General features: G+C 64.8%; 11 protein-coding genes. 6 read left to right on the top strand and 5 right to left on the bottom strand.

The window, feature by feature from the left end; translation table 11 throughout:
* Positions 1 to 9 precede the first annotated feature (9 nt).
* Complete coding sequence (locus AC10V3_RS28185) at positions 10 to 543, bottom strand: hypothetical protein (protein ID WP_022538651.1); 534 nt, start codon at positions 541 to 543, stop codon at positions 10 to 12.
* A gap of 355 nt (positions 544 to 898) precedes the next feature.
* On the opposite strand from AC10V3_RS28185, the gene AC10V3_RS28180 reads away from it, so the two are divergent.
* Entirely contained in the window at positions 899 to 2,047 is a 1,149-nt protein-coding gene (locus tag AC10V3_RS28180; RefSeq protein WP_490923785.1) for a CaiB/BaiF CoA transferase family protein, read from the top strand.
* Between the two features lie 94 nt (positions 2,048 to 2,141).
* Entirely contained in the window at positions 2,142 to 3,395 is a 1,254-nt protein-coding gene (locus AC10V3_RS28175; RefSeq protein WP_022538649.1) for a CaiB/BaiF CoA transferase family protein, read from the top strand.
* 212 nt (positions 3,396 to 3,607) lie between these two features.
* On the opposite strand, the gene AC10V3_RS28170 is transcribed toward AC10V3_RS28175, so the two are convergent.
* On the bottom strand, positions 3,608 to 4,054 hold the full coding sequence (locus AC10V3_RS28170) for a YybH family protein (protein ID WP_349605926.1): 447 nt from the start codon (positions 4,052 to 4,054) through the stop codon (positions 3,608 to 3,610).
* A gap of 751 nt (positions 4,055 to 4,805) precedes the next feature.
* Between AC10V3_RS28170 and AC10V3_RS28165 the strand changes: the two genes are divergently transcribed.
* The 3 genes from AC10V3_RS28165 (at position 4,806) to AC10V3_RS28155 (ending at position 7,255) form a co-directional block, all read left to right on the top strand.
* Positions 4,806 to 5,231 carry an organic hydroperoxide resistance protein gene (locus tag AC10V3_RS28165; RefSeq protein ID WP_041682079.1) on the top strand — a complete coding sequence of 142 codons (426 nt, stop codon included), beginning with the start codon at positions 4,806 to 4,808 and terminating at the stop codon, positions 5,229 to 5,231.
* 19 nt (positions 5,232 to 5,250) lie between these two features.
* Positions 5,251 to 6,666 (top strand): epoxide hydrolase family protein, encoded by a 1,416-nt coding sequence (locus AC10V3_RS28160; protein WP_490923782.1) that lies wholly within the window; start codon positions 5,251 to 5,253, stop codon positions 6,664 to 6,666.
* Positions 6,667 to 6,778: 112 nt separating this feature from the next.
* A complete protein-coding gene (locus tag AC10V3_RS28155) occupies positions 6,779 to 7,255 on the top strand; it encodes a DUF6130 family protein (protein WP_022538645.1) in 477 nt (158 codons plus the stop codon).
* Positions 7,256 to 7,355: 100 nt separating this feature from the next.
* Here AC10V3_RS28155 and AC10V3_RS28150 read toward each other — a convergent pair whose 3' ends face one another.
* The gene (locus AC10V3_RS28150) at positions 7,356 to 8,315 is read right to left on the bottom strand and encodes a GlxA family transcriptional regulator (RefSeq protein ID WP_022538644.1); all 960 of its coding nucleotides are present in this window, start codon (positions 8,313 to 8,315) and stop codon (positions 7,356 to 7,358) included.
* A gap of 251 nt (positions 8,316 to 8,566) precedes the next feature.
* On the opposite strand from AC10V3_RS28150, the gene AC10V3_RS28145 reads away from it, so the two are divergent.
* Entirely contained in the window at positions 8,567 to 10,012 is a 1,446-nt protein-coding gene (locus AC10V3_RS28145; protein WP_454753120.1) for an amidase family protein, read from the top strand.
* A gap of 144 nt (positions 10,013 to 10,156) precedes the next feature.
* On the opposite strand, the gene AC10V3_RS28140 is transcribed toward AC10V3_RS28145, so the two are convergent.
* A complete protein-coding gene (locus AC10V3_RS28140; RefSeq protein WP_022538642.1) occupies positions 10,157 to 11,584 on the bottom strand; it encodes an MmgE/PrpD family protein in 1,428 nt (475 codons plus the stop codon).
* Positions 11,585 to 11,669: 85 nt separating this feature from the next.
* The gene (locus AC10V3_RS28135; RefSeq protein WP_022538641.1) at positions 11,670 to 12,641 is read right to left on the bottom strand and encodes a Bug family tripartite tricarboxylate transporter substrate binding protein; all 972 of its coding nucleotides are present in this window, start codon (positions 12,639 to 12,641) and stop codon (positions 11,670 to 11,672) included.
* Positions 12,642 to 12,898: the final 257 nt, after the last annotated feature.

Genomic DNA, 12,898 nt, shown 5'->3' with positions numbered 1-12,898 from the left:
CTTCCTTGCCTATGCACCGGTCGAGACGCCAGCTCCGCCGGCGGGCTCGTCTACGTGCCGCTCCAGTTTCAGGTACGAGTCGGCCGCGACCAGGCCGAACACGATGTGGGCAATGGCGGTCACCCAGCCTCGCGCTTCAGCAAACCATGGGAAGGCCGCGGTCATTCCGTGGAAATTGACCAGGTACAAGACCAGACCGAAAAGCGCTCCCACCAGCGAGGCCATACCGACGCTCGAATCGAAGCGGAAGGGCGCCATGATCGTCGCCAGGATCAGCGCGAACACGACGGAGAGAACGAAGTGGACCACGACGGCTGCGACCAACACGCTCATCTGGAAGGTGGCAGCTTGCGTCAACACGTCAGGGCCCAGCATGACGGCGGCGATCATGGTCAGCGGTTTCCAGGCGCTGACCCCCATCAACATAGCCGCAAGCAGGTCGAGTACGAGGAATACCACCCCGGCAACGATGCCTGCCAGCGCCGCCGCACGCCAGTCCGGCCACCGGTGCGCGTAGCGATGCGATTGCATATGAAGTTCCATGACATCCTCCTTTGATGCGGCAGAAACCAAAGCCGCTTTCCAAGGCGCAACTTCATTTTATGGGGTGCAACCGCATGAACCAAGGTGGGAGGCAAACTAAAAGAGTTTATAACAGCACTTTTTGTGAATGGTCACGTCGCTTGGCGCGTTGATGAAGCCACTGGCCTGGGGGCCGCGGACAACGCAGCCGCGCCTGAGCAGGCGGGTCGTGGCGGCGCTCCCGTTTCGATCCCTCCGAATCGCCGCTTCGGAAAAGGCCAGTTGGCCGGATGGCGGCTCGCCTCTACTCTTCCCGCATGCATCCGACCCAAGCAGATGCAACACAACGCATATCAAACCAAGGAGCGTATCAGCAATGCATGACTTGCCTCTCGACGGTGTGGTGGTGGTCGAGCTGAGCGACAGCGCTTCGGCGCCGTTCGCCGGCCAGATCCTGGCAGCGCTCGGCGCGGACGTCTGGAAGATCGAGCGGCCCACGGGGGATTCGGCGCGCGGCTGGGGACCGAGCAAGTGGAAGGGCAGCGGCGCGGCCTTCCATGCCATCAACCGCGGCAAGCGCTTCATCAGCCTTGACATCAAGGACCCCGGCGAGCTGGCCAAGCTGCACCAGCTGATCGCGGAGCGCGCCGACGTTTTCTTCCACAACCTGCGGCCCGGTTCGGCGGCGCAGTACGGGCTCGATGCCGACAGCCTGCGCGTGACCAAGCCGGAGCTGATCTGCTGCGAAGTCGGCGCCTTCGGCCACCAGGGCCCGCTGAATACCGCGCCGGGCTATGACCCGCTGATGCAGGCCTTCGCGGGGATCATGAGCATCACCGGCGAGGAGGGCCAGTCGCCGGTGCGCGCCGGGGTCTCGATCGTCGATTTCGGCACCGGCATGTGGGCTGTGATCGGCATCCTGGCGGCGCTGATGCGCCGGCAGAAGAAGCACGTGGGCGCGACCGTCCACAGCTCGCTGCTGGAAACCGCGATTGCCTGGATGTCGATCGGCGTCGCCAACTACAACGCCGACGGCGAGCCGGGCTCGCGCCATGGGTCTGGCGTCGCCTTTATCGTGCCGCATCGCGCTTACCCGACTGCGGACGGTGATCTGATCATCAGTTGCGCGAACGACGCGCTGTTCGCCCGGCTTTGCGAGACGCTGGACCGGCCCGAATGGGCGCGTGACGAGCGCTTTGCCACCAATGCGGGGCGCCTGCGCAACCGCGCCCTGATCGACGGGCTGATCGGCGAGCGCCTGGCCGAGCAGCCGCGCGCCTGCTGGCAGGAGCGGCTGGGCGCCGCCGGGCTGCCGTGCGCCCCGATCCAGACGACCGAGGAACTGGTGCACCACGCGCAGACGGAGGCGCTGGGCATCATCGGCAAGCCGTCAGAGGATGAGCTCGCTGTCGTCGGCTTGCCGCTGTCGTTCAACGGCAAACGTCCGCCGCCATTGTCGGCGGCGCGGGAAGTCGGCGACGACAACGCGGACCTTGAGTTCCTGGCCAGGCGGCCCAAGGCTTGACGACCAGGCGACATTTCACAACGGGGAGAGACATGACCGACGTTCCGCAAACGACGCGTCTCTTCGCCGAGATGCATGACCAACCCGAGTAACCATGAACGCCAACGCGAATGCTGCCGCCGCAGCCACCACGAACAAAACTGAGCGACCCCTGAGCGGCGTGCGAGTCCTGGCGGTCGAGAATTTTGTTGCCGGACCGTTTGCCTCGATGTGGCTCGCCGATGCCGGTGCCGAGGTCGTCAAGGTGGAGTCGCGCGACGGCGGGGATTTTGCGCGCAGTACCACCCCGGTGAAGAGCGCCGGGGACGGCTCCTTGCAGAGCTTGTCCTTCCTGCGCAACAACCGCAACAAGAAGAGCGTCACGCTGGACCTCAAGCATCCCGAAGGCAAGCGGATATTCACGCAACTGGCATGCGAGGCGGACATCGTCCTTGAGAACCTGCGGCCCGGCGTGATGGACCGTCTCGGCATTGGCTATAGCGCGCTGCGGGAGCACAACCCGCGCCTCATCTATGTCGCAATCTCCGGGTTCGGGCATGAAGATGTGATGCCGAGCCCGTACACGGACTACCCGGCCTTCGACATCATCGGACAGGCGCTGAGCGGGCTGATGTACCGGCCCGAGCGCCAGGGAGACCGGCCGACTTACCTCGGATTCTCGATGACCGACCTGCAGGGCGGCATCCTTGCCGCACAGGGGGCGCTGCTGGCTCTTTACCAGCGCGAACGAACCGGGTTGGGCAAGAAGGTCGACATTTCGCTCTATGACGCCTCGCTGGTGCAGAACGAGATCTCGGTGGCGATGTACTCCGCATTCCATCAGCCGGCGCCGCCCGGGCTGCACGCCGTGACCGCGCCGTTCGGCACCTTCCGCGCCAGCGACGGGTATATCGTCATCGCCGTGCTGGGGGATCATATCTGGCAGCGCTTCTGCCACGTGATCGGCATGCCGGCCCTGCTGGAGGATGCGCGCTTCCAGGACGGTATGGCCCGCAGTGCCAACAGCGATTTGCTCAACCCGCATATCGACGCATGGCTGGCCACGCGCACCCGCGCCGAGGCCGTCGAAGCACTGCGCGAAGGCGGGGTTCCGGCCTCCGCGGTCAATGACATTGCGGATGTCTTCGAATGCCCGCACGTTGCCGCGCGCCAAATGCTGATGACCCTGCAGGACCCGGCATGGGGCGCCATCCAGGTCGCGGGCAATCCGATCAAGATGTCGGAGACGCCCGAGCCGGAGGCTGGCCTGCCACCCCGGCTGGGTCAGCACACCGAGAGCGTGCTGGGCGACTGGCTGCGCATGAATGCGCAGCAGCTCGAGGCACTGTACTCGTCGAAGGTCGTCTGACCAACGTAGGGGCATCTGGCTCGAAACCATCAACGTCTCAACGGATAGGGGGTCCCCGAAGTGACAAGTCTTGAAGGAAAGGTCGCCATCGTCACCGGCGGTACAGGCGGGATTGGGAAGAGGGTCGCGTTACAGTTGGCTGCTCACGGTGCCATCGGCGTGCCCGGGCGCTTGATCTTCGTTCATCGGATTCTCTCGATGGTGGCCGCCCGCTACTGAATCGGTGGCACCTCAGGTGTCGGGGAAAAGTGGTGCTGAAGGATTTGCCATACCCCTTGACGCCTGACAAGCACCCACGTCGTCCTTAGTTCGGAGAAGGTCTCGCGTCCATCCGCGAGCACGAAGCGGAATTTCGCGTGCCCTTGCGCCAGCAGCATATCCGTGCCGAGTTCGATCACGGTTTGATCGACAAGGGACATGGATGCCGAAAGGAGCGTTCCGGCATACGAGCTGAAGTAGGCCAGGATCTCCGGCTGGCCGACGGCGTGGCCTGGGCGGCCGCCGAAGAATAGCGCCTCAGGCGCATACATGGACGTCAGCGCGTCGACATTCCACTCCCGTGCGGAGGCATTCCACCGGCGCTCGACGTCTCGCAATACTGCGTGCGCTTGCTCGGAAGCTGCGCTCGCGGTGGATTGGTGTCCGGTGCTGGTTGCCATGTCGTTGCCTCGCCTGGCTGGGGCGTTCCCCGCCATTGTCTTCCTCCCAGCTTTGGAGGCAATGCTACGACGACGGCGCAAGGCGGCACAGCCGGATCGATACAGTGTTCCGTACCCTGAAATTCGATTGCGATAGCGATAGCCGCGCCACGACGGTTGTCAGCAAGGGCGCTGTGCTCATCGCCATGACTTCATCGGGCAGGCTGTGGGCCAGGGAACCGTTTCAAAGTACGGGAGACTTCGTGCAAAGCCATTGGTTATCTGCCGGAGGTACAGCATAGTGAAAGCGTGCATGCCGGAAGTCGGTAGCCGCTGTCTCCATGCTCACTGCTGAGTGAGCTTAAGCCCCGAACGGCTTGCCGCGGGGCTCTTTTTTTGCAGTCGAAGAACCTTCCAATCCCCGTCCGAGAACGCGCGTGTGGCCGCGAGCGACGACGCGCGTATCGCCCCGCGCACCTTGATGCCTGCGAACGGATTGGCGAGCACGCAGCGCAGCGCTGCTGCATGAGCCATCGATACCAGAGGTGAGGTCGGACATCTCGAAGTCCGAGGCGGCCGCCGTGTGAACCCTATGGAAGCCGGGAAACACCTCCGAGCCCGACGCACTTCATGTTGGCATAAAAGGAGGGAAGTTAGTCCGTCAAGCCAAAGCCCAGGCTCCTATCATCATGTCCATCGCACCCGATTAAAGCGGAACCGATGTATGCGCTTCGGCGACGAAGCATTGCTCAAACCATGTAAGGAAATCATCATGCCCAACAAGCTCGATCTAGTGCTCTACACGTCATATACCCGCGTCACCGGCGGCCGCGAAGGCGCCGGCCGTTCCAGTGACGGCGCCATCGACGTCAGGCTGAGCACGCCCGGCTCCGGCCGGCCTGGTACCAACCCCGAACAGCTGTTCGGCATCGGGTACTCAGCCTGCTTCATCGTTGCCGTCGAAAGCGCCGGCAAGCAGTTGGGTGTCAAGCTGCCGAAGGACGCGGCCATCGACGCCGAAGTGTCGCTGGGCAAGACCGACGGCGGCGCCCACTATGGCCTCGGCGTGACGCTGAAGGTCAGCCTGCCGGGACTGGATGCGGCCGTGAAGAGGCAACTGGTGGAAACCGCCCACCAGACCTGCCCATACTCGCGCTCCCTTCGCGGCAACGTCGACGTGGGGTTCGAGATTCTTTAAGCACCGCGGAGCTACGTCCATGACTCACCCAAAGACTCAGAACCCGCCCGGAAGCGACCAGTTAGCTCCATCGCTTCCCGATACAGCTGCGTCCTCGCCGTTCAGCCGGCGCAGCTTCCTTGCCGGTTCGGCAGCCGCGCTTTTCGTCAGTCCATTCGCGTTCGCCTCTCGCAGCGCCGCCGCGACCAGCGCTGACGGACTCGCGGTGTCGGCGGCATTGGCCTCACGCCAGGCGGCCGACAACGAGGCGATCCGCCCCTTCCGCGCGCACGTGCCCGACGCCGACCTCGCAGATCTCCGCCGCCGCCTCGCGGCGACCCGCTGGCCAAACAAGGAGACTGTCGCAGATCCGTCGCAGGGCGCGCAGCTTGCGAACCTTCAGGGACTCGTCCGCTACTGGGCGACTGATTACAACTGGCGCAAGGCCGAGGCGAGGTTGAACGCCTTCCCGCAGTTCATGACGAGGATCGACGGGGTCGACATCCACTTCATCCACGTCAAGTCGCGCCACCCGAACGCGCTGCCGGTCATCGTCACGCACGGATGGCCGGGCTCGGTCTTCGAGCAGATCAAGCTCATCGGCCCGCTCACCGACCCCACCAGATACGGCGGCCGGGTGGAGGATGCCTTCGACGTCGTGATTCCGTCCCTGCCGGGCTTCGGCTTCTCGTCGCGACCGACCGAGACAGGCTGGGGATTGGATCGCATCGGCCGGGCGTGGGACGTGCTCATGAAGCGGCTGGGATACACGCGCTACGTAGCGCAGGGCGGAGATTGGGGGGCGGGCGTCGTCGAGAGGATGGGGCTGCAGGCGCCGGCGGGACTGCTCGGCATTCACACCAACTTGCCGGCGGTATTGCCTCCCGACGCAGCCGAGGCCTTCGCCAGCGGCGGACCCGCACCGGCGGGACTCTCCGACAAGGAGCGCGCGGAATTTGACGCCCTTAGAAACTTCACCAGGAACGGGGGCTGGACTTACCTGACCATGATGAGCTGGCGGCCACAGGCCGTCGGCTACGGGCTGACGGACTCCCCGGTTGGCCTCGCAGGGTGGATGCTCGTGCATGGCGGGTTCGGAAAGTGGGCGTACGGCAAGGACCCGAAGCAGACACCGACGAAAGACGACGTGCTGGACAACTTCTCGCTGTACTGGCTGACGAACACGGCGGTCTCGGCAGCGCGGCTTTACTGGGAGAACCGCGAAGAGAACCTTGTCAGTGCTGCCGCGCAGAAGACCCACGAGATCGTGCTCCCGGTGGCCATCACGGTGTTCCCAGACGACGATCTCTATCGAGCCCCGCAGACGTGGGCCCGCCGGGCTTTTCCCAACCTGGTCTACTTCAACGAGGTCGACCGAGGAGGTCACTTTGCCGCCTGGGAGTACCCGGGGCTCTTCGCGGCAGAGATGCGTGCGGCGTTCAGGACGCTGCGATGAGCTCGAGGACGCGGACGACCCTCGCGCTCCACTCGCGCCCCGTCCGCGTCTTCACTTCGAACCGCGCATTGATCCGCACAACCGCAATCCAAATTTTGAACGAGAAACTACAATGATCATGCTTATAAAGACGCTTGCCGTAATCGCGGCTGGCACCGTGCTCGCCACGAGCGCCTTCGCCCAGAGCGCGAAGGACATCCGCGGCGCTTCGCCGTACGTCGCGGTCGAGAATGAACCTGCCCCGAAGTTGATCGTGGATCCCCCGCTTCCCGAGGGGCTGGCCCACGGCATCTTCTGGGCTCAGTACCGAGTGGAGAACTTGCGCATCGCACCCGTGTTCGGGCCGGAGGCCGCCAAGGTATCTCCACGTGTCGGGCATCTGCACATCACGGTCGACGACCTGCCCTGGTGGTGGGCGGATCCGAGCGACGACAACACCGTCGACATAGCCGGGCTGCCGCCCGGCCAGCACAAGGTGAAGATCTCGCTGGTTGACGCTAACCACAACGTCTTCCCAGGACAGGTGGTGACACTGGAGTTCACCGTACCTGACCAGAAGGGCGCGAAAGCGCACTCACATAAAAGCTGAGCCCGAGGACGTGGACGCGCGCTCCACTCGTGCCCGCCCGCGTCCTCACTACGGTTCCCGCATCAATCCGCACAACCGCAATTCCCCGGCAGTCAGCCGTTCACGTCAGAGCCGAATCTGCTGCATGTCGCGAGCGGGCCGCTCGCTTCAACGCCTGGGGCGGTTCGCCGAAGACGCGCAGGAACGCCCGCCTCATTCGCTCCGGGTCGGAGAAGCCAGTTTCACTCGCGATGCGCTCGATCGTGAGTCGATCCGCCTCGACAAGAATCCGAGCCGTTTCCGCGCGCAGCCGCTCGACGGCGCGCGCAGGAGACTGACCGGTGTTCAACCGGAACTCGCGGCTGAAGTGGCGCTGGCTCATGTGGACGGCATGGGCGAGCCGCTCCACCGACAGGTCTTCGCGCAGGTGGTTCTTGGCGTAGGTCAGTGCCGCCTGGATGCGATCGGACTTGGATTCCAGCTCCGACAGCGCCGAGAACTGGGACTGCCCACCCGAGCGGCGATGGTGAACGACGAGCTGTCTTGCGACCGCTCCCGACACGTCGCTGCCCAGGTCGCCCTCCACCAGCGCCAGCGCGAGGTCGATGCAGGCGGTCATGCCGGCCGAGGTCCAGACGGTGCCGTCGCGCACGAAGATCCGGTCTTCTTCGACCCGGATCGACGGATAGCGGCGCTGAAGCTCCCGCGCATGGGCCCAATGCGTTGTCACGCGACGGCCCTCCAGGATCCCGGCCTCGGCCAGGACGAAGGCGCCGGTGCAGATGCTGGCCATGCGCCGAGTGGGCTCGAGCGCGCGCGAGAGCACCCGCAGGAGTTTGGGCGACGACGGCTGCGGCGTGGTCGCCCCGGCCACGATGAGCGTGTCGTAGACGCTCGGATCCAGCACAATCGTGTGAACCGCCGTGCCCAGCGAGCTTTTCACCGCACCGCCGCTTTCGGAGACGACATGGATGTCATAGGCAGCCTTGGGTGCAGCAAGGTTGGCCATCTCGAACACCGAGATGGCCACTATGTCCAGGATCTGGAAGCCGGGGAACACCACGAGTCCGACGCGTTTCATGTTGGCCTAAAACGAGGGAAGTTCGTCATTCAAGCTAAAGCCTAGGCCCTTATCCTTGGTCTGTCAAAGACATCCATTGCTTCCCATCCGCCCCCTCAGGGCATACGACATTCGAAGGTAGAGTAATGAGCTCAAAACACTCCCCATCTGCGGCCCAGAACCCCGACCAGTCCGGGCGCACGCTCGCGATCGACCGACGCCAGCTCCCTGGGGCGGCCGCCGCAGCGGCTTTCGGTCAGACTGGAGAACTCATGGCCGCAACGCGTTCGGCCAGCGCCGGTGAATTGCACGAGCTCGGGCTCGCAGCTGCAGCACGTGCAATTCGAAACGGGGAGATTTCCTCGGAGGCATATGTCGGGAAGCTGCTGGAACGAGCGCGTGAGCACGCCGACTTGAAAGCGTTCATCACAATCGATGGCGCCTCAGTGCTGGAGGCCGCAAGGCAAGCCGATCGATCGCTTCGAGCAGGACGCAGTGCTCCCTTGCTTGGCGTGCCCCTGGCGGTCAAGGACAGCTACCTGACCAAGGGGCTGACCACCACCGTCGGCACTTCCGTGCTGGCCGCCTTCAAGCCGACGCGGGACGCTGAGGCGATTACAGGTGTGAAAGATGCGGGGGCGATCATCTTCGGAAAGAACAACCTGGTGGAGATGTCGTACGGCCTGACGGGGCTCAATGCACACCATGGCCAGGTGAAGAACCCCTACAACAAGGCCAACGTCACGGGCGGCTCCTCCAGCGGGGCAGGCGCGTCGGTGGCTGCTCGCATCGTTCCCGCTGCGCTCGGGGGCGACACTGTCGGCTCGATCCGTGTTCCCGCCTCGTTGTGTGGTGTGGTGGGATACAAGCCGACGCCGGGCCGCTGGCCGGCCCAGGGCGTGGCCCCGATATCCGACACCCTCGACACGACGGGTCTCCTGGCGCGCAGCGTGGAAGACTGTGAGCTCGTGGACGCCGTGCTCACCAGGAGCCCTGTCCACAGCTCCGACGTAAGCGGCAACCTGAAGGGCGTCAAGTTCGCCTACGCGCCTCGGCAGTACCTGGCCGACGTGGACGGTGAGGTGGAGCGCGCGTTCCGCGAGACCTTACGACAGCTTAAGGACGCAGGAGCCGAGCTGGTGGAGGTCGATCTAGGGGAGGACTTCCTTGCCCTTGCCGATAGCACGACGTGGCCCATCTTCTTCCATGAGACGATGCCCGCCGTTCGCAGATTCCTCGCTGCCAACGCGCTGCCCGTTTCCTTCGAGCAGATCTATGCGGGGTTGGGCGAGAACATCATGAGTGGCTGGTCGCACTTCGTCGTGTCCTCCGGCGCAGGCTACGTGTCCGATGAGAAGTACCTCGCCGCACTTAACGTGGGCAGAAAAGAGCTGAGCCGCCGGCTTGCGGCGATTGCGTTCGGACAGGCCGATGCGCTGCTCTTCCCGACCACGCCGTGTGCAGCGCCTCGTATCGAGAATCAGTGGAAGTTCCGAGTCGGCGGCAAGGACTTCACGGACCTCTTCCTGTCCCGGAACACGCATCCGTCGAGCTCCGCCGGCGTGCCCGGTATCAGCATTCCGATGGCACTGAACTCGGAAGGGCTTCCACTCGGGCTCGAGCTCGATGCGGCCGCCGGTCGTGACCGTGAGCTGCTCACCCTGGCTCGCCGAGTCGAACAAGTCATTGGGCGCCTTCCCGGACCCACTGGGTTCTGAGCTGCACCCACAGTGACGCGAAGGCCGAGAGGCCTTCCTGGCCAACTGCGAACTGTACAATCTGCATGAAAAGGACGATCCCCCCATTTCGCGCTCAGAGAAACGGGGGGCTGCCCGCCAGTGCAGGCCCCGGCTTCTGCGTCGCTATTGCTTTCCCGGCCGTACGTCAGCAAGAATAGACGCGATGTTCCCCACGTTCTCCAGGTCCAGCACCGCGTCGATGACGCGAGCGATGTTGGCGTCGGGAATGACATCCCGCGCGTTGTCACGGAACTTCTGCACCAGCTCATCCGTGCTCATGTAGCTGTCCGGATCGGGGGAGGGGCTCCCCTTCGGGTAGCGCCGCTCGCCGGCAAAGGTCTGGCCGCGCGCCGACACCTCGATCCTGGCCGGCCGGCTGGCGGCATGGCCGGTCAGCAGCGCCACGTAGTCGGGGTGCACCGCATGCTCGACCTTGCTCATCAGGCGCATCACGGATTCGCCAAACACCAGTTCCGGATCCTGCCAGGCCTTGCCCGGCGGCACGCGATGCGCACCCAGCGCGATCCCGTGCGCGATGCTGAACTGTGCGTCGTGCACATGCCGGATCTCACGGTTGAGCCAAACCGGCTGCTCGACGAAACCCTCGACCCAGACCTTGATGCCGTCGATCTCGTCCGGCCGCAGTTCGTTCTGGTCGACGATCTCGTTGAGGCTGTCCAGCAGCGCATGCAGGATGCGGCAGTGCGGGTAGGGCTTGTAGGCCTGCTCGGTGGGAAACTGCCAGTCGGTGCCGAGTGCCGCGAGGATGCGGTCCGGCTCCCAGCGCGTGGTGCCGATGAAGCGCGGGAAACCGTATTCGCGGTCATCGAGGATCTGCAGGTCGCCACGGTGGCCGAACTCGGCCATGTGCGCGGCGGCCATGGCCGCCTGCGTCAGCGCGCCGGCAAGCAGGTACTTGATGGTGGAGCTGGGCGCATGCTGGAACCAGGCGACCTGCGAGTTCACCGGGCTGATGCTGCCGGCAATCCCGAGCGCATGCGCTGTCGTCTCCGCGCCCAGTCCCTTCAGCTTGACGATGGCCGCCGTCGCGCCGAAAACGGTGCTGCTGTAGCCATAGATCTTCGGCGGCGAGACCTTGCCGTCCTTGGTGTCGCGCAGGTAGTCCATGGCCTTGCCGAGCCGGTACGACATCTCGTGCGAGACCGCCAGCGCGGCAATCAGGTCCTGGCCGGACCGGCCCATGGCTTCGCCGACCGCCAGCGCACCGGGCAGGACATAGGGCGTCACGTGGCCCGGCGGCACCACCGCATCCATGTCGAGCGCGTTGATCAGTTCGCCGTTGGCAAAGGCCGCGCCGACGACCGACACTCGCTGGTCGGTGCCGATGATGGTGGCGTCGCCCGCGGCGCCGCCCATCAGTGCGCCGTAGTCGATGCCGATCTTGCCCTTGGGCTGGTCGACGGCGGCCAATGCGCATCCCAGCGAATCGAGGACGATGCGCTTGCATTCGTCCACGACGGCAGAGGGCAGCGTGTCGTAGGTGCCTTGTTGGCTGAAGCCGGCCAGTTGCTCGACGATGGTTGTTGCCATTGCATTCTCTCCAGGTAAGGTGTCGGGCCCCTGCGGCAGGGGCTGGCAGGGGCCGCTCGGCTTGTAGTTCGGCTTGTCGTTCGGCTTATTCCTTCGGGATGCCCAGGTCCGCCACGACCTTGATGTTGCGCTGCAGGTCCTGGCGCAGGAACTCGGTGAATTCCTCCGGAGACATGTTGCCGGCTTCGGCGCTGTCCCTGCGGAACCGCTCGCGCACGGCTTCGCTTGCCTGCGCCGCCTTCAATGCCTTCGCCAGCCGCATGACCACCGGCGTTGATGTACCGGCAGGCGCCGCCAGGCCCATGTAGACATGGAAGCTGTAGTTGGGCAGGCCCTGTTCGGCCAGTGTCGGAATATCGGGAAACGCCGCCAGGCGCTTGGGTGACGAGACCGCGAACGCGCGCAGCTTGCCGTCCTGGACGTACGGGCCCGACGAGTTGGCGCCGTCAAAGATCATGTTGACGCGGCCGCCAAGCACGTCCGGCATGGCGCCGGCGTTGCCCTTGTAGGGTACGTGGAGCATCTTGATGCCGGCCTGGTGCACGAACAGCGCGGCGGCCATATGGGTACTGGTGCCCATGCCTGCGGTGGCATAGGACATCGTGCCCGGGCTGGCTTTCGCATGCGCGATCAACTGGGGCAGGGTCTTGTCCGGCTGGGCGGAGAAGCCCACCATGATCAGCGGGGCCTTGTTCATCATGCCGATGCCGGTGAAGTCCCGCGCCAGATCATAGCCCGGCTCCAGCTTGGTGGCCTGCGCCAGCGCCAGGGTATTGGCGGTGGCGAGGATGGTGTAGCCATCCGGCTTCTGGGCTTTCACATAACGGATGCCAAGCATCCCGGCGGCCCCTGCCATGTTTTCCACGACCACGGGCTGGCCGAGATTCTCGGCCATCTGCTGCGCCACGGCGCGGGTCGTGACGTCGAGCAGCGCGCCCGGCGCCGAGTTGACGATGATCCGCACGGGCCTGGCCGGGTAGGCGTCCGCTGCGAATGTCGGGGCTGCCGCCAGCGCCATGATGATCGCGCCGCACAGGCGTTGAAGGGGATGGGTCATTGCTGCGGTCTCCTGTCTCGATATCTTTATTGGCAGCCCTGCGTGCAGGGTGCGCGTATGCATGCATGGTCGGAATGCGGGGCAGGCGAGGTCAATGCCGGGCTTGCAGGCGTTCCGTGCAATGAGCGGGCAAGGCGGACCGGGCCGCGCGGGCGCCGGGATGTGGTGACCGCGGCGCGTGGGTGCCGCGCGCGCAAAGGGGGTTAACCCCCATGGAACTCCACCGATCCCGCGCTCAGACTCTACCTAACGTTCGT

The sequence above is a fragment of the Cupriavidus sp. PB-02 genome, from assembly GCF_058252315.1.
The sequence above is the reverse complement of the archived record's forward strand: the minus strand, read 5'-3'. Positions and strand labels throughout refer to the sequence as shown.

Bases quoted from the DNA above. Each gene is read 5' to 3' on its own strand.
- AC10V3_RS28185 (WP_022538651.1), bottom strand. From the start codon at position 543: ATGGAACTTCATATGCAATCGCATCGCTACGCGCACCGGTGGCCGGAC.
- AC10V3_RS28180 (WP_490923785.1), top strand. From the start codon at position 899: ATGCATGACTTGCCTCTCGACGGTGTGGTGGTGGTCGAGCTGAGCGAC.
- AC10V3_RS28175 (WP_022538649.1), top strand. From the start codon at position 2,142: ATGAACGCCAACGCGAATGCTGCCGCCGCAGCCACCACGAACAAAACT.
- AC10V3_RS28170 (WP_349605926.1), bottom strand. From the start codon at position 4,054: ATGGCAACCAGCACCGGACACCAATCCACCGCGAGCGCAGCTTCCGAG.
- AC10V3_RS28165 (WP_041682079.1), top strand. From the start codon at position 4,806: ATGCCCAACAAGCTCGATCTAGTGCTCTACACGTCATATACCCGCGTC.
- AC10V3_RS28160 (WP_490923782.1), top strand. From the start codon at position 5,251: ATGACTCACCCAAAGACTCAGAACCCGCCCGGAAGCGACCAGTTAGCT.
- AC10V3_RS28155 (WP_022538645.1), top strand. From the start codon at position 6,779: ATGATCATGCTTATAAAGACGCTTGCCGTAATCGCGGCTGGCACCGTG.
- AC10V3_RS28150 (WP_022538644.1), bottom strand. From the start codon at position 8,315: ATGAAACGCGTCGGACTCGTGGTGTTCCCCGGCTTCCAGATCCTGGAC.
- AC10V3_RS28145 (WP_454753120.1), top strand. From the start codon at position 8,567: ATGGCCGCAACGCGTTCGGCCAGCGCCGGTGAATTGCACGAGCTCGGG.
- AC10V3_RS28140 (WP_022538642.1), bottom strand. From the start codon at position 11,584: ATGGCAACAACCATCGTCGAGCAACTGGCCGGCTTCAGCCAACAAGGC.
- AC10V3_RS28135 (WP_022538641.1), bottom strand. From the start codon at position 12,641: ATGACCCATCCCCTTCAACGCCTGTGCGGCGCGATCATCATGGCGCTG.